The sequence below is a fragment of the Gillisella taibaishanensis genome (assembly GCF_001938985.1).
Taxonomy (GTDB): Bacteria; Pseudomonadota; Alphaproteobacteria; order Rhizobiales; family Rhizobiaceae; genus Allorhizobium; species Allorhizobium taibaishanense.
In genome coordinates, this window is the sequence record NZ_MKIN01000023.1 from 273763 (window position 1) to 289028 (window position 15266).

The window sequence follows — 15266 nt, forward strand, 5'->3', positions numbered from 1 at the left end:
TTTCAAAGGCTTCTTGCCCGCTGGAAAGCATCCTGCGTCAGCCGTGTCTCAATATGCGGCGCCATTGCGTTTCGCGACAGGCTGTAGAGATCGGCACAGCGCGTGAGCGTGAACCCGAGCTTGTCCTGGATCTTTAGCGAGGCGCCATTGTCGGCGAAGGCGCCTGAATAGAGATCCACCTCCGGCATACGCCGGAAGAACCGGTCGACGGCCGCAGCCGTCGCCTCGCTCATCAACCCCTTGCCCCAGTAGAAGCGGTTTAGCCAATAGCCGAGATGCCATTGCCCATGCCGCAGTTCGAGTGCGACCATGCCGATATGGACGTCGTCGCCGGCGGTGATCGCCAGGTGCCAATCGCGCGTGACGCCAGCACCTGTCCGATTGAGCCAATCGCAAGCATCCTGCTTGTCATAGGGCATCGGTACCCGGCTCAGCATGCGCGTGACCCGCCAATCATTCAGCGATTGGGCCATAGCGTCCGCATCGGCAAGCCGGTGCGGACGCAAGGTCAAGTGCGACGTTTCGATAACCGGGCAAGGGCCGAGCGATGGTGCTGCCGCCGCTGGGCGGGGCTTTTGCAGAGCCGTCATCACCGCATCTCCCCCCAGCTCTTCAGCGACATCCAGGTCTTGCGGTCCAGCCGATACCATTCGACAGGCACCATGCCACGGGCGGCGAGATGGCCGACCATGCCTGAGCCCTGGAATTGGAAACCGCATTTCTGGATTACCCGGCGCGCGGCGACATTGGTGACCCGGCACCGCGCATCGATGAAAGCGATATCGCGGGTGCGGAACGCCATGTCGATCAGCGCGTGAGCAGCTTCGGTGGCATAGCCCTGGTTCCAATAGGGCTGACCCAGCCAATAGCCGATTTCCAATGTCTCCAGATCGGTATGCGGCTCCAGCGCGCAACAACCGAGAAACTCGCCGTTTTCACCCTTTGTGATGGCATAGACGCATTTACCGATCTCGCCGAGATTGGAACGTCGCACGAAATCCGCGGCGTCTGCGGCCGTGTAAGGGTGAGGCATGCGCGACACCATGGTCGCAACGGCGGCGTTATTGGCGAGATGGGTAAGGGCGTCGATGTCTTCTACGTGCGGGGCGCGCATGACGAGCCGCTGCGACAATAGGACGGGGCAACTGCTCCGTATCCGATCCGGCCTCAACCGGTCTTCGGGCGACCGTAATTGGTCCTCCCGCAATAATAAACGTTCCATGGTTCAGTCTCCTTTGGAGGTAAAGAAAAAGGGAAGAGAGGTGGCGCCTCATCTTCCCTTTTGTCTTGACTGAACCTATAAGCTCAGCCGGGTCGATGAGACGCCGGCTGTTGAAAGATCACCGGCTTTATTCTGCGGCTTCCGCCGTTTTCGGCATAACGGACACGAATACGCGGCCGTTGGACTTCGTACGGTAGTTCACATTGCCAGCGGTGAGTGCGAAGATCGTATGATCCTTGCCCATGCCGACATTGGCGCCGGGATGCCACTGCGTGCCGCGCTGACGAACGATAATGTTGCCTGGAATGACGACTTCGCCGCCGAACTTCTTCACGCCAAGGCGCTTGGAATTCGAATCGCGACCGTTGCGCGATGAACCGCCAGCTTTTTTATGTGCCATTGGAGTTCTCCTTTAAACCCTAGTTTCCCGTTGACCGATTAGGCAGCGACGATGTCAGTGATGCGCACGACGGTGTGGTGCTGACGATGACCGCGCGACCGCTTGGAATTCTGGCGACGACGCTTCTTGAACGCGATCACCTTCTTGCCACGGTTATGCTCGACCACTTCAGCCTTGACCGTTGCACCAGCAACGAAAGGCGCACCGATCGTCGCATCGGCACCAACGCCGACCACGAGAACTTCGGTGAATTCTACAGTTGCGCCTGCGTCGGCTTCCAGCTTTTCGATGGTCAGCACGTCGTTGGCGACTACGCGGTACTGCTTACCGCCGGTCTTGATGACTGCGAACATTTTTTATCCTTTCATGTTCGTTTCCGGTTCTGACCAGCAATTGCCGGACGACCGTCTTTTTGTCAGTCGGAGAGCAGGTCGTTGAAAACCCGCCGGTGGATCTTCCCGAAGACGGAAAGCGAATGTAGATAAAAGCCCTAATCCGGGCACTCCTACCTAAAGTCGCTCGTCGCATACGTGACAAGCGCGTGACTGTCAAGGCAGACACCTGTAAATCTATGACCATCAGGCAAACCCGCCCGCACTTCAGCCAGCACCTTTGGCTTTCGGGCAACAGCCAAAACCAGGCAACCGCGCATCACGCTCGAAATTCTGCATTTTTCGCTCTTGCCAGCCCCAGCATTCGCCGCTAAGAGACAGCCCGCGCCACCGAGCGCCGACCAATGTGACCGGAGAGGTGGCTGAGTGGTCGAAAGCACCGCACTCGAAATGCGGCATACGGGCAACCGTATCGTGGGTTCGAATCCCACCCTCTCCGCCATGGTGACCTTCACCTATAAGGATTCTCCGCTAATCTGGTGAGGCCACAGTCCCTACATGAGAGCGCAGAAATGCGCCGGGGCCACAACAAAGGCACAGCGGCTGTAGATTTATCGAGCCACTCTTACGTCTTCGAATTTAAGACCAAATCGGGCTAGATATTTGATGAGGCGATCGGCATCGTTGCTGCTCTTCTTCTCCAATCGCGACTGCGCAAACAGAACCCTGCCCGCAGAGCTCGATGTTATGTGTTCCCTGCAGATGCGGATCACAGCAGAAAGCTGGATGGCGTCGAAGGGATCCAGGCGTGCGGCCGCGTCGAAACCCAACAGTTCCTCGAGCAGTGTATCAGCTTCGTGGCGGTCGGATGACAAGCGCCAAAAGTTGCTCAATCTCCGGATCTCATCGTCGACGACCTCTGTCGTAATGCGTCCATGAGGTGCCAAGGTCGCCATGCGGGTAACGGAAGCCGAAAGGTCGCGGAAGTTCGCGCTCCAGGTCCCTTCGGGACCGGTCGCAAAGGTAAGGTAACGGTCGCGCGCTTCCTTGTTGAACGTGACATTTTCGCCCTCCCGCTCCAGAAAACGCCGGAGTTCGAACTCAAGATTCGGTTCTATATCCTCCTTGCGGTCTCGAAGGGCTGGAAGCTGGAAAGTCCATAGATTGAGCCGAGCATACAGATCTTCGCGAAACCTCCCTTTGCGAACATCTGCGCCGAGGTCGCGATTGGTACCGGCAAGCAGTTGAAAGTCTGCCGATGTCTCTCGGTCAGCCCCGACGGGCAGAAATCGCTTTTCCTCAATCGCGCGCAAGCACATGGCCTGTTCGTCGGGGCCAAGTTCGCCAATCTCGTCTAGGAAGAGTACGCCTTTGTCTGCCGATTTAAGCAAGCCTGCACGCTCGCCTGCAGCGCCGGTGAATGCACCTTTTACGTGACCAAACAGAGTGGACATGGCTTGGTCGCCCCGCAGGGTCGCACAATTGACTTCTACGAATGGGCCATCAAGCTTGCGCTGGTTTTTCTTGAGCTCGTAAATCCTGCGGGCGAGTTGCGATTTTCCGGCCCCCGTCGGACCCGTCAGGAGAACGGGAGCCGTCGAGCGGATGACGACTCTCTCGATTTCGTCGATCATTCGGTTGAATGCCGCGTTACGAGTCGAAATGCCTGATTTCAAAAAAGATGCCGCGTCTTGTCGCTCTGAGGCGAAACGCTTGGCGATCTCGTCATAGCGGGAGAGGTCAAGGTCGATAATCCTGTGCGTGCCAGCGAAATCCTGTGCCAGTTCCCGGTCGCGTGGTGGTGAAAGTTGCAGCAAGCGACCCGGAATAATTCGGGCTTCGGTGAGCAAAAACCAGCATATCTGCGCAACGTGCGTGCCCGTCGTAATGTTAACGAAATAATCCTCAGTTTCCGGGTCGAACGCATAATTGCGAGCAAAATCTCGCAGATGCGTATAGACCTCAGAGAAGTCCCAGGGATCCTTGAAATTGATCAGATTGCTACGCACCTCGGTCGCCGGAGACACGGTGGCGATGTCACTGGTGATCCGACTGGCAAGTGCGATCGCATGATTATCGTGGATGAGCTCCAGCCGATCGATGAACAACCCGCTCTGCTGACAAAGTCCGACATTTGGCCGCCACCGGGTCCAGCGATTTTCCCATTTTCCCGCATCAAGGGTAGTTCCTAAGATGCTGAGGGCGACGCGACGCTTCATGGATTATCCAGTTTTATAAGAGTCAATAATTTTAGATAGAATATTGGATATGCAGCACTCAAGCAATCTTTCACCTCCCTCGAATAGGCACAATAAATATTCATTTTATTACAAATAGATAAGATTATTTTGTGCGCTTTCAAATCCGTTTTCAATCACTTGGCACGCCTCTTGAATTGTATCTGGCACGAACCAAACAACAGGTGCTGTCATGGTCAACAAGGCGATCTTCAAAACATATCTCGGAAAGCTTCTTCCCGTCGCAGAGACGACAAACCATGAAGGTGCTCCGGCTTATCAACTGACGCCACGCGAAGCTTTGGCACAGTATGCCGTAACCGGCACGTTCAATGGAACCTTCTATGTGGATGGTGCCGAGCAGCTGGAATCGGTGAAGACGCTGGCACTTCAGGTCGAGCCGGAGTTTTTGGCCAAGGTGGCGATTCATGCCGCAGAGAATGGCTATATGAAAGACATGCCGGTCACCTTGCTGGCGGTGCTTTCCGACCTTCAGAGTGAAGCCTTTGCACTTGCATTTCCGCGCGTGGTCCGGAGCGGCAAGATGTTGCGCGGATTCGTCCAGGTTATGCGATCAGGTGCGACAGGACGCAAGTCGCTTGGCACGAGGCCAAAGAAGCTGGTCCAGGCATGGCTGGAACGGGCGAGCACCGTGCAGGTCCTGCGGGCGATGGTCGGCAACGATCCCTCGCTTGCCGACGTGATCCGCATGGTGCACCCGAAGCCTGCCTCGGAAGAAAAAAAGGCGCTTTATGCATGGATAATTGGCAAACCATACGATCATGCGGCGCTGCCGGACCTCGTCAAGGCGCTGCACGCCTTCCGGCAGGACCAGACGTTGCCGATACCGGATGTGCCGTTCCAGATGCTGACTTCGTTGCCGTTGACACGGGAGCATTGGGTCGAGATCGCCGAAAAAGGCAGCTGGCAGATGGTGCGTCAGAACCTGAACACCTTTGCCCGCAGGGGCGTGTTTGAGGTCGAGGGCGTCGCGTCCACGCTGGCTGCCCGGCTGGCCAACCCGGATGAGATCCGGAATGCCAAAGTCTTCCCCTATCAGTTGATGATGACGTGGAAGATGGTTGCCGGCCAGGTCCCGGACGAGGTGCATGATGCATTGCAGGATGCGATGGATATTGCGATCGCCAATGTACCGTCATTGTCTGGCCATGTCGTGCTCTGCCCCGACGTGTCCGGCTCCATGGGGTCGTCCGTGACCGGTTATCGCGAGGGCGCAACGTCCGCAGTGCGCTGCATTGACGTGGCAGGTTTGATGACGGCGGCGTTCCTGCAGCGAAACCCAAAGGCGCGTGTGCTGCCGTTCGAAAATGAGGTGGTCGATGTCAATCTCAACCGCAGGGATTCAGTGATGACGAATGCCAGCAAGCTGGCTGCGGTCGGCGGCGGCGGAACAAATTGCTCTGCGCCGTTGAGGAAGCTCGCAGACGAGAAAGCCAAAGTTGATCTCGTCGTGTTCATCTCGGACAACGAATCCTGGGTGGATGCGCGCGGTAGCGGACAGCCAACCGCCGTGATGACGGAATGGGCGAGGATAAAGCGGGGCAACCCGGCTGCAAAGCTGGTCTGCCTCGACATCCAGCCCCACGCCACCTCGCAGGCACCAACGCGCAACGACGTGCTCAATATCGGCGGCTTCTCGGACACGGTTTATAGCGTGATCTCCGCGTTCGCTGCGAATAACGGGGCCGACAGCTGGGTGAAAACCATCGAGGCGGTCGAACTCTGACGTAGAGGCAATACCCCCACGCCGCCGTGAACGGCGCGGGAACCGTGACGAATGCCGGATGAAACTACAGGCTGTTAACCTCCAGGTCGCGGGTTCGAATCCCGCCGGGTTCTCCATTTTCTGAACCCGTAGCTCAGTGGATAGAGCAGGACGTTTCTCCAACCTTGTCGTCACGGACAACTGACATGGCGAATGCAAAAGGAAACTACATAGCCGCGGCAGGTTCAAACCCTGCAAGGGATGTCACATCCCAATCTTGGTAGCGGAGTTTCCTTGTCACAGGTCGCCATGACAAAGAAAAAGGCTGGAATCGAAGCTGGCGCTCCGCAAATGGAGTGGTGGGTTTAAAGCCCGCACCGCCGTCGCCTCCCTGTTGGGGAGGACCGGTGGGAAGCGCCCGGTCTAATGCCATAACTAGACTTGCAGCGGCGAATGCCGGACGGAACTACAGCCTCCACACCTGGATGGTCTGGCAAGGTTCGACTCCTTCCCTTGGCGGCGCTCTCTGGCACGAGCGGGGCCATCCGGTTTCGTCCACCCTTGTCGCCGCTGCAACAATATCCCGGTGAATGCCGGCAGGACTACAGGTAAGAGCGCCCCAACGACTTGCGATGGGGAGGTCGGATGTTCAAGTCATCCCGCATTTTTAAACAGAATGCGTAGCTCAGTTAACTGTCTTGCCTCACCTCGTCACCGGGGCTGATGAAACCTGACGAAACGAAGAAGGACTGCAATCGCAGAAAAGAAGATGATCGAGATATTGAGCGGGCAGGATTTGATTGATGCGGGAATGAGCCAGGGCAAGTGGTTTCGCCCGGCACTCGACGCGGCCAACAAGAAATTAAGCGAGGGCGGATCTGTCGCGGAGGCTCTGGAAGCGGCAAAAGCCTTTCAGCCGGGGCCAATGCTTGCCTTGCGCGCGGACAACGATATCGAGATCTATTCCAACATCCGCGCCGAGAACGCCTTCGAGCAAGACAATGTAGAGAAGGTCAATGCGACCATGCGGGCTTTGGTGCGCACGCCGGTGGTTCGGTCCGCCGCAATCATGCCGGATGCCTGTCCCGCGGGTCCGGTCGGGACGATTCCGGTCGGCGGGGTGGTTGCGTCCGAAGCGATCCATCCCGGCATGCATTCGGCCGATATCTGCTGCTCGATGGCGATCTCGATCTTCCCCGGCGTCGATCCGAAATCGCTTCTCGACGCCGTCCATTCGGTAACGCATTTCGGTCCCGGCGGGCGTCCCCGCGGCGCTCAGATCAAGCCGTCAGAGGAGACGCTCTTGGCGTTTCAGCAGAACCCTTACCTTCGGGAGGGTCCGCTGAACCTAGCAGTCGACCAGTTTGCAACGCAAGGTGACGGCAATCATTTCGCCTATGTCGGCACGATGAAATCAACCGGCGAGACCGCGCTGGTGACCCATCATGGATCGCGGGCACCGGGCGCTCGCCTTTACGAAAAAGGCATGACGGTTGCCAACAAATTCCGGGAACGTCTCTCGCCGGAAACGCACCGCGAGAATGCCTGGATTCCGGCGGAGACCGAGGAGGGCGAGTTCTACTGGTCCGCGCTTCAGATCATCCGCCAGTGGACGAAGGAAAACCATTATGCGCTGCACGACATGGCAGCAGCAAAACTCTCCGCCAAGGTGGCCGATCGCTTCTGGAACGAGCACAATTTTGTCTTCCGGAAATCGGACGGACTGTTCTATCACGGCAAGGGTGCGACACCTGCCTTCGAAAACTGGGCCCCGGATGCGACCGATCTTACCATTATTCCGCTCAACATGGCGGAGCCGGTATTGATCGTTCGCGGCTCAAATGCTGCTCATGGCCTCGGCTTTTCGCCGCATGGCGCTGGTCGCAATTTTTCGCGCAGCACACATATGCGACAGCTGGCCGCTGAATACGGAGCAGATTCGCGTGGCCTCAGTCCAAACAATATTGCCGCGATTCTTGCGAAGGAAACGAGCGGTCTCGATGCGCGATTTTTTTCGGGCTTTGTAGACGCGTCGGAATTGCCGAGCGCCTACAAGAGTGCTGCAAACGTGCGGGCCCAGATCGAGCATTACGGCTTGGCCGAAGTGGTCGACGAGCTAATCCCATTCGGCTGCATCATGGCCGGCGACTGGCAGAGGGATGCGCCCTGGCGCAAGAAACGTCGCTAGTCAAAGGAGAGGGCGGGATTTGCCGCCCTCTCGACCGCTTTGTCTAGCTTTGGACTTCAATATCTGCAATCTCAAATGGCAACCTCAGGGATGCTATGCCTTGCATCCATGAATTCGAAAGAAGGCTGGTTTAAATCTAAGGCCAAAGCGGCAACCGGACTGCATGCGATCGGGAGCCTGAAAATACGCGAATCGGCAGCGTGCGTATTTCCGTTGCCTCCTGCACCATAACCGCTACAATCATCCTCCTGACAGTCTGGTAGCTTTGGGAGGAGCGATACATGAGACGGTTTTGGCCAAACGAACATAGCTTTCTGCTGGATGATGCGGAGGAGGTCGACGTTCATCTACAGCCGGTCGTTCAAGACGATGGCTCACCTGGAAAGGTCGTAAATCGCAAGGCGTTGAAAGTTCGTGTCAGCCAGGAGGACTTTGAAAAAATCTGGCCACTTGCCGAGGCTCGTTATCGTCTTAGTGGACGACTTTCAGGCAAAGCGATCACGCTTATAACCAACAATCCACATTATAAGAGCTGGCACCCCGCCGATGGTGGAAGTGTTGAGACCATATCCGATAGCGGTAAACGCTATCAGTCGCGCTACGTGATTGTGCATTTTCTTCTGGATGATGTTCGAGAGACGGTAGAGGCTTGAGACCGACACAGCCGGTTGGTGTTCTCAGTTGATCCTATTGGATTTGCCCTAGTCAATCATTAGATGCGGACATTGGATGCCGGGACGTTCTCGGCAGCCATTTAGCCTTAACATTCAGATGTCAGGCTATTTTCAGCATTTGCGAGTTCTTCCCCGTACCGAAACCATCCGCGTTGCGACACTGGTTCAGCGCTAAGCGCCTTATTGTTCTCCAGCAGCTTTTCCGCCATGGCCGCCGCGCCTTCGACAATGGCCTGTTTGCCAATGAAGCCGCCGGGAATCTGGATGGTGGCGGTCATAGCGCGGATCAGGCGGTCGAGCAGAGCCGTGTCGGGCGCTTCCGGCTCTTGCCAGAAGGAGGCAAGGCTTGCCTGGTGGCTCAAGCCCGGCACGTCGTAGATGGCCGGCGCGAGCGCGATGACGGGACTTTGCAGTTGCAGGGCTGTCAAGCCAACCGTCGAATTGACCGTGACAAGGCCCCGGCATGCCTTGATCAGAGTCGCCAGGTCGCCGCCATCGATCACATCGATCCGGTCGGCAACACCGCATCGGGCGGCCATCCCGGCGATCTGCGTCACCCAGTCATGAAGGCCGTTGTCGATCGGGTGGGTCTTGAACAGTAAACGGCTGCCAGCCGGCGCATGTCGGCTGAAAGAGCCAATCACCGCCTGCAGGATGCGAAACAGATCGCCCATCGGGGCATGACGGCGGATCTGGTAATCTCCCGGCAATTGCAGCGGGAAGAGAAAGAAATCGAAGGTCCTAACGGGCGAAAGGTAGCGTTGCGCAATACGGTTTGCCTGCTCTTTTCTGCGGCGAGCCGTGAGGCCCTTGCGTATCCAGCCGCTATATTCCTGCACGGGATGCACCGGCCCATGGGTCCGGTAATGCGGATGCAAAAGCCAGCCGAGCGCAACGTTAGGGACATGATAGAGCAGATCGTAGAGCGCGTAGGTGAGGAAGCTTGACGGATAGGGTGGGCGCAGCGGCGGCAGTGTCACACCGTCCGCTAAGGCGGCAATGGCTTCAGGGTCGGCCGGGAACCGCGATTGGCTGGACATGCCGAATGGCTCGATGGTCAGCCAGTCCGGACGCAGGTAGCCATGCTCGAAGATATGCGCTTTGATCCCGATCCTGCGGCAAACTTCGATGGCTGCGGCATGCTTGGGTCGGCCATCGCCAAGCATCAGCAGGTCAGTAACATCATGGCCGACAATCAGCCGCTCGAGATAATCAGGCCATGCCTCATCCTTGCCACGAAAAAAATCGAATTTCGATTTTCTCCAGAAAATGACATCACCTGAACAAAAATTGACCTTACGCACGGCTGAGCCGCGCGCCTCCAGGGCTCTAGCAAGCTCTAAGAGAAACGGTGAGGCCGGACCTTGGAGAAAAAGAAATGTGCGTCGCTTTGTCACTCGAAATAAACGATTCCCTAACGAATCCCTGCCTTCTGTGGTGTTTGGGTCATACGACAAAATCATAACATGGCCTATAAGGGCCAATGAATTACTGTGCTTGCGTAAAATTTGAGACGAGGGGTCGCGTCCGCAATGACATCTGCTGATCAGCCAAAGTCCGTACTGTTCCTTCAAGGACCTCCCTCCATTTTCTGGACGGAATTTGCAAGAGCTTTCGAGCGAGCGGGCGTAAAAACCCATCACGTCAATTTCACGCTGGGCGATTTCCTGTTCTGGCGAAAACGCGGCGCGAAGAATTACCGCGGTTCCTTTGCCAAATGGCCGGCCTACCTGCGCCGCCTGATTGCCGAAAAGGGCATTACCGACATCGTCTACTACGCTGACCGGCTTCCCTATCATGCCAAGGCGGCAGAGATCGGCGCCGAACTGGGCGTACGCTGCCACGCAGTGGAATGGGGCTATCTGCGGCCGGATTGGCTGACCTTCGAGCGCGACGGCATGGGCCGCTTCTCGCATTTTCCCAATGATCCGAAGGTAATTCGTGACATCGCCGCGAAGGTGGAAGAGCCTGACGTGGCGGTGAAATACCCTCATACCTTTGGTCAGGAAGCCTTCAACGAGGTGATCTATAACCTCCTCAATTTCTTCGGCCGCCCCTTCTATCCGCTCTACAATGCCGACAAGTATTATTCGGCCCTGGTGGATTACCTGCCCTGGCTGCTGAAAGTCGGCAAGCCGGCCGGTCTGCCTGAGAATTTTCTCGATGACGGCCAGCCGCCCTTCTATCTCGTGGCGCTGCAGTTGCAGAGCGATTACCAGATCCGCGCCAATTCGCCCTATCGCCACCTGCGCGACATGATGCGTCAGGTGATCGCGTCCTTCGTCAAAAATGCGCCAGCCGGCAGCAAGCTTCTGTTCAAGCAGCACCCGCTCGATAATGGATTGGAACGCTGGAACAAGGTGCTGCGCCACCTCGCCCGTGAGTTGAAGATCGAAGACCGCGTCGTCTTCATCGAAGACGGCGATCTGCATGGCATTCTGGCCAAGACCGCAGGTGTGGTCATCGTCAATTCCACCGTTGGCCTCCACAGCTTGCGCGCCAAAAAGCCGACCATCGTGCTCGGCTGCGCCGTGTTCGATGTACCGGGCCTCACCCACCAGGGCAGACTGGACGATTTCTGGAAGCGGCCGGAGCCTGTCGATACCGACCTGATGCAGGACTTGGTGAAAGCTTTGGCAGCCACCATCCAGATCAAGGGCGATTTCTTTAACAAGGCGGGTCGCCAGGCGGCCATTGGCGCCATGGTGCAGCGGGTGATCGAGGAAAAGGTCAATACGCCGGGCGCCTTCATCGATCCGCCGCCGCGCCTCACCTCGCCCAAGGGCATCCTGCCTGTCCTCGGCAAGCCAATGGAAGCGCCGTGGGAAGATGACGCAGCCGTGCCGGAACTGACCTATGCACGGTCCAGACCGACGAGCTGAGCAAGAATACATCCTGAAAGCACAATAGATAAAAGGCGCAGAACCATGGTTCTGCGCCTTTTGTGTTTACTGCATAATTAGAGTGTGACAGCACCGCACGTTTCATAAACGCGCAGTGCTGCAGGTCGACCAACTTTAATGGCGGAAGTGGCGCACGCCGGTAAAGACCATGGCCACGTTGTGCTCGTCGGCCGCGGCAATCACCTCGGCATCACGCATCGATCCACCGGGCTGGATCACCGCCGTCGCGCCAGCAGCAATGGCAGCCAGCAGACCATCGGCAAAGGGATAGAAGGCTTCGGAGGCGACAGCCGAGCCGCGTGTCAGCGGTTCGCCGAGCCCAAGCGCCTTGGCAGCATCCTCCGCCTTCATGGCGGCGATACGGGCGGAATCGACCCGGCTCATCTGGCCGGCGCCAATGCCGACAGCCTGACCGTCCTTGGCATAGATAACGGCATTGGACTTCACATGCTTGGCGATCTTGAACGCAAGTTTCATATCTTCAAGTTCGGACGCAGTCGGCGCACGCTTGGTGACGACCTTCAGGTCGAGATCTTCAACCACCAGATTGTCACGGCTCTGGACCAGCAGACCGCCGGAGACAGTCTTGGCGGTGAGCCCCGGTGCGCGTGGATCGGCTAAGCCGCCCGTTACCAAGAGGCGCAGATTGGCCTTGCGGGCGATGATGGCTTTGGCTTCGTCTGTGACATCAGGAGCGATGATCACTTCGGTGAACAGCTTGACGATTTCCTCGGCAGTCTCGGCGTCGAGCGTCTGGTTCAGCGCGATGATGCCGCCGAAGGCCGAGACGCTGTCGCAAGCAAGCGCCCGACGATAGGCATCGGCCAAGGTCTTGCCGACAGCAACGCCGCAAGGATTGGCGTGCTTGATGATCGCGCAGGCAGGACCGTTTTCAGGCAGGAACTCAGAAACGAGTTCGAAGGCGGCGTCGGTATCGTTGATATTGTTGTAGGACAATTGCTTGCCCTGCAGCAGCTTGGCGGTGGCGACGCCGGGCCGCTGATCGCCCGAAACGTAGAAGCCGGCCTTCTGATGCGGATTTTCACCATAACGCATTTCCTCGCGCAGGCTGCCGCCGATCACCCGGTGGCGCGGTGCCTCGATGGCCAGCGCATCGGCAAACCAGTTGGAAATCGTGGCGTCATAAGCGGCAGTGCGGGCATAGGCGCGGGCGGCGAATTGCTGGCGCAGCGCGTAAGGCGTTTGACAATCATCGGCCTTCAACACGTCCAGAAGCTGGGTGTAGTCAGCTGGATCGGTCACCACGGTCACATAGGCATGGTTCTTGGCCGACGCGCGGATCATTGCCGGGCCGCCGATATCGATATTTTCGACCGTCGTCGGATAGTCGCCACCGGCCGCCAGCACGGCTTCGAACGGGTAGAGATTGATCACGGCAAGGTCGATCGCCTCGATCTTATGGGCGCGCATCGCCTCGACATGCTCTTCGTCGTCGCGGATTGCCAGAAGGCCGCCGTGTACGGACGGATGCAGGGTCTTGACCCGGCCATCCATGATTTCGGGAAAACCTGTCACGTCGGACACGTCAGTTGCCGGCAGACCGGCCTCGATCAGCGCTTTATAAGTGCCGCCGGTCGACAGAAGACGCACGCCGAGATCGTTAAGGGCGCGGGCAAGATCGACGACGCCAGTCTTGTCGAAAACCGACAGAAGCGCAGTGCGGATCTTAACCCTGTCGGGAACGGGGATTTTCTTCGAGACAACAGCCATGGCCTTCACTCCGAAAGAGCAATTCCTCAAAAACCGGAGAGTTAGCGCCCGGGATGGGAATTGCATGAACAAAGCCCGCGGACCGCAGGCAGCGATGCCCGCCCGCCTAGCACAGGCTCGTGTCGGAGGAAACAGGCTTATCCCTGCTTCGAAAAAAACCACCAGATTTCCGGCGTATCCATGGAAAGTTCAATCTGTTCCGAGGTCTGGATACCCGACAGACCAGCGAAGAACACATCCTCGGCGATGACCGGATAGCCGGTCGGCGAGGAAAAGATCCAGGTCTCGCTACCGCCATTGGCGCTCAAGCGGATATTATGCTCGTCCTCCTGGATGAGGCGGACCGAGGGGTGAATGTGGAAACGGACGATCGCGCCGCTTTTTGGCGGTTCGGACAGCGGCTCGCCCTTGCCCGACAGCAATCGGTCATGACCGACCAGCTTGGTGCCTGTCGCATTGAGACGAAGATCGCGCTCATGCAGAATATCGAAGCCGCGACGATAGCCATCATGGCGGGCTGTGAGATGGTCGCTGCCATCGTCACCGGCGCGGCGCATCACATCGACGGACGACACGCCGCCAGTGACGATCGGCCCAAGATAGCGGGAGGCGGAGATACGGCTGGAGGACTGGTCGCCAATAACGAGGGTGGAATGGGCCGCAGTTGCCCGGGCCATCTGCCGGTAACGGTCGCCGGCAAAGCGCGGCGCCCCGGAATTGACCACCAGCCGATGGCGGCCGGATGAAAACTCGAAGGACAGACAGCCGGCATGAGCGCTGCGGCTGATGTCTCCGGGCGGCGGTGCACCGGTATCGACGAGAACGACGGCGGTTTCGGCCGCAAGTCGCTGGTAATGACTGTGTGGCAGTGCGCGAAACGGCTGACCGCCGCTTTCGTCATAGCGCAGCACCGACATCAGGTCGTTTGCCAGCGTCGCTGTCGCGCCGTTAAACAGAGCCAGATCGCCATTGCTGTGACGGAAGAAGCGGATGGCCGGAAACATTCGGTCGATGGTGGAAATCAGCTTGACCGGCACGTCATGGCCGAGATTGACATAGGTCTGCCGGAGCGGAAGCAGATCGAACAGAATATCGAGGGCTGCCTGCGGATTGCGCGAGACATGGCCGCCATCAGCCAGCACCTGGCGCTCCAGTTCCAGGTCCAGATTTTGCGCCGCCTTGCGGATCCGGCGCGTCGAGGCGGTCATGGCGATAGAGGCCATGGCCAGCGCAATGCGCAATTTCAGCCGATCGGCACCGTCAGGCGCGATATCGGCAAGCAGACCGGCATAGGCAACCTGGCGGCCAAGGCTTTTCAGGAAGCGACGGTAAAAGCCGGTTTCGCAATCCTGCAGCACGACGGGAGAATGAGAAAGCCAGGCGATGATCCGCTGAGCGAGAACGGCAGGCTGCCAACCGATACCAGAGCGCTTGCCGTTCAGCTTGATCCAGCTATCGAGAATAGCGCGGGCATGAGCCGACGCCTCGGCCGTTTTGGAGGCACGGATATGCCGCAACCAGGAAAAGGAATGCAGTTTGGCGGCGAAGACCTGCGAAGGCAGTTCCACGGTGAAGGGCGAGGCGCGGCCGCAATCCAGCAACCGTCCTGCCAGCGGAAACCGCCCCTCGAAGATTTCCGAAGCCACATAGGGATCGACGACCCTGAGATCTGTCGGGGCCACGAGCAGGCGTACTTGGCGGCGACCGAAACGCGAAATTGCCACCCGTACCGGCAGCCAGGCGTGCTTGCGCCACCGCCGCGAGGTCTCGCGGACGTAGAGCACCGGCAACCCCTGGCCCTGTCTTTGTGCCATTTGATATTCCGATCCGCGCGCAATCTTATCCGGCACTGC

General features: G+C 58.1%; 12 protein-coding genes and 1 tRNA gene. 5 read left to right on the forward strand and 8 right to left on the reverse strand.

Translation table 11 applies throughout. From position 1 onward, the window contains the following. Positions 1-2: 2 nt before the first annotated feature. From BJF91_RS18135 to rplU, 4 genes are all read right to left on the reverse strand, one after another. Positions 3-590 carry a GNAT family N-acetyltransferase gene (locus tag BJF91_RS18135; RefSeq protein ID WP_075615929.1) on the reverse strand — a complete coding sequence of 196 codons (588 nt, stop codon included), beginning with the start codon at positions 588-590 and terminating at the stop codon, positions 3-5. Next, positions 590-1222: a GNAT family N-acetyltransferase gene (locus BJF91_RS18140; RefSeq protein ID WP_075615930.1), complete on the reverse strand. Its 633-nt coding sequence runs from the start codon at positions 1220-1222 to the stop codon at positions 590-592. The genes BJF91_RS18135 and BJF91_RS18140 overlap by 1 nt, the downstream gene beginning before the upstream one ends. Before the next feature lie 127 nt (positions 1223-1349). Next, the gene (gene rpmA / locus BJF91_RS18145; protein ID WP_075615931.1) at positions 1350-1622 is read right to left on the reverse strand and encodes a 50S ribosomal protein L27; all 273 of its coding nucleotides are present in this window, start codon (positions 1620-1622) and stop codon (positions 1350-1352) included. A 38-nt stretch (positions 1623-1660) separates the two neighbouring features. Next, on the reverse strand, positions 1661-1975 hold the full coding sequence (gene rplU, locus BJF91_RS18150) for a 50S ribosomal protein L21 (protein ID WP_075615932.1): 315 nt from the start codon (positions 1973-1975) through the stop codon (positions 1661-1663). A 391-nt stretch (positions 1976-2366) separates the two neighbouring features. Between rplU and BJF91_RS18155 the strand changes: the two genes are divergently transcribed. Beyond that, positions 2367-2456 (forward strand) — tRNA-Ser (locus BJF91_RS18155). Positions 2457-2565: 109 nt separating this feature from the next. On the opposite strand, the gene rtcR is transcribed toward BJF91_RS18155, so the two are convergent. Then, positions 2566-4173: an RNA repair transcriptional activator RtcR gene (rtcR, locus tag BJF91_RS18160; RefSeq protein WP_075615933.1), complete on the reverse strand. Its 1608-nt coding sequence runs from the start codon at positions 4171-4173 to the stop codon at positions 2566-2568. Positions 4174-4384: 211 nt separating this feature from the next. On the opposite strand from rtcR, the gene BJF91_RS18165 reads away from it, so the two are divergent. The 3 genes from BJF91_RS18165 (at position 4385) to BJF91_RS18175 (ending at position 8758) form a co-directional block, all read left to right on the forward strand. Then, positions 4385-5938, forward strand: coding sequence for an RNA-binding protein (locus BJF91_RS18165; RefSeq protein ID WP_075615934.1), 1554 nt, complete (start codon positions 4385-4387; stop codon positions 5936-5938). Positions 5939-6686: 748 nt separating this feature from the next. Next, the gene (locus tag BJF91_RS18170) at positions 6687-8105 is read left to right on the forward strand and encodes an RtcB family protein (RefSeq protein ID WP_184412836.1); all 1419 of its coding nucleotides are present in this window, start codon (positions 6687-6689) and stop codon (positions 8103-8105) included. A 281-nt stretch (positions 8106-8386) separates the two neighbouring features. Further along, the gene (locus BJF91_RS18175; RefSeq protein ID WP_075615935.1) at positions 8387-8758 is read left to right on the forward strand and encodes a hypothetical protein; all 372 of its coding nucleotides are present in this window, start codon (positions 8387-8389) and stop codon (positions 8756-8758) included. 107 nt (positions 8759-8865) lie between these two features. Here the strand turns inward: BJF91_RS18175 and BJF91_RS18180 are convergent, their stop codons facing one another. Then, the gene (locus BJF91_RS18180; RefSeq protein ID WP_234801662.1) at positions 8866-10353 is read right to left on the reverse strand and encodes a capsule biosynthesis protein; all 1488 of its coding nucleotides are present in this window, start codon (positions 10351-10353) and stop codon (positions 8866-8868) included. On the opposite strand from BJF91_RS18180, the gene BJF91_RS18185 reads away from it, so the two are divergent. Beyond that, positions 10312-11661: a capsule biosynthesis protein gene (locus BJF91_RS18185; RefSeq protein WP_075615937.1), complete on the forward strand. Its 1350-nt coding sequence runs from the start codon at positions 10312-10314 to the stop codon at positions 11659-11661. The two genes, BJF91_RS18180 and BJF91_RS18185, sit on opposite strands and share 42 nt — an antisense overlap. A 135-nt stretch (positions 11662-11796) precedes the next feature. Here the strand turns inward: BJF91_RS18185 and purH are convergent, their stop codons facing one another. Next, positions 11797-13413, reverse strand: coding sequence for a bifunctional phosphoribosylaminoimidazolecarboxamide formyltransferase/IMP cyclohydrolase (purH, locus tag BJF91_RS18190; RefSeq protein ID WP_075615938.1), 1617 nt, complete (start codon positions 13411-13413; stop codon positions 11797-11799). Positions 13414-13550: 137 nt separating this feature from the next. Continuing rightward, positions 13551-15227, reverse strand: a complete 1677-nt coding sequence (locus BJF91_RS18195; RefSeq protein ID WP_075615939.1) for a heparinase II/III family protein — start codon at positions 15225-15227, stop codon at positions 13551-13553. Positions 15228-15266 lie beyond the last annotated feature (39 nt).

Coding starts and splice junctions, on each gene's coding strand:
- BJF91_RS18135 (WP_075615929.1), bottom strand. CDS start 590: ATGACGGCTCTGCAAAAGCCCCGCCCAGCGGCGGCAGCACCATCGCTC.
- BJF91_RS18140 (WP_075615930.1), bottom strand. CDS start 1,222: ATGGAACGTTTATTATTGCGGGAGGACCAATTACGGTCGCCCGAAGAC.
- rpmA (WP_075615931.1), bottom strand. CDS start 1,622: ATGGCACATAAAAAAGCTGGCGGTTCATCGCGCAACGGTCGCGATTCG.
- rplU (WP_075615932.1), bottom strand. CDS start 1,975: ATGTTCGCAGTCATCAAGACCGGCGGTAAGCAGTACCGCGTAGTCGCC.
- rtcR (WP_075615933.1), bottom strand. CDS start 4,173: ATGAAGCGTCGCGTCGCCCTCAGCATCTTAGGAACTACCCTTGATGCG.
- BJF91_RS18165 (WP_075615934.1), top strand. CDS start 4,385: ATGGTCAACAAGGCGATCTTCAAAACATATCTCGGAAAGCTTCTTCCC.
- BJF91_RS18170 (WP_184412836.1), top strand. CDS start 6,687: ATGATCGAGATATTGAGCGGGCAGGATTTGATTGATGCGGGAATGAGC.
- BJF91_RS18175 (WP_075615935.1), top strand. CDS start 8,387: ATGAGACGGTTTTGGCCAAACGAACATAGCTTTCTGCTGGATGATGCG.
- BJF91_RS18185 (WP_075615937.1), top strand. CDS start 10,312: ATGACATCTGCTGATCAGCCAAAGTCCGTACTGTTCCTTCAAGGACCT.
- purH (WP_075615938.1), bottom strand. CDS start 13,413: ATGGCTGTTGTCTCGAAGAAAATCCCCGTTCCCGACAGGGTTAAGATC.
- BJF91_RS18195 (WP_075615939.1), bottom strand. CDS start 15,227: ATGGCACAAAGACAGGGCCAGGGGTTGCCGGTGCTCTACGTCCGCGAG.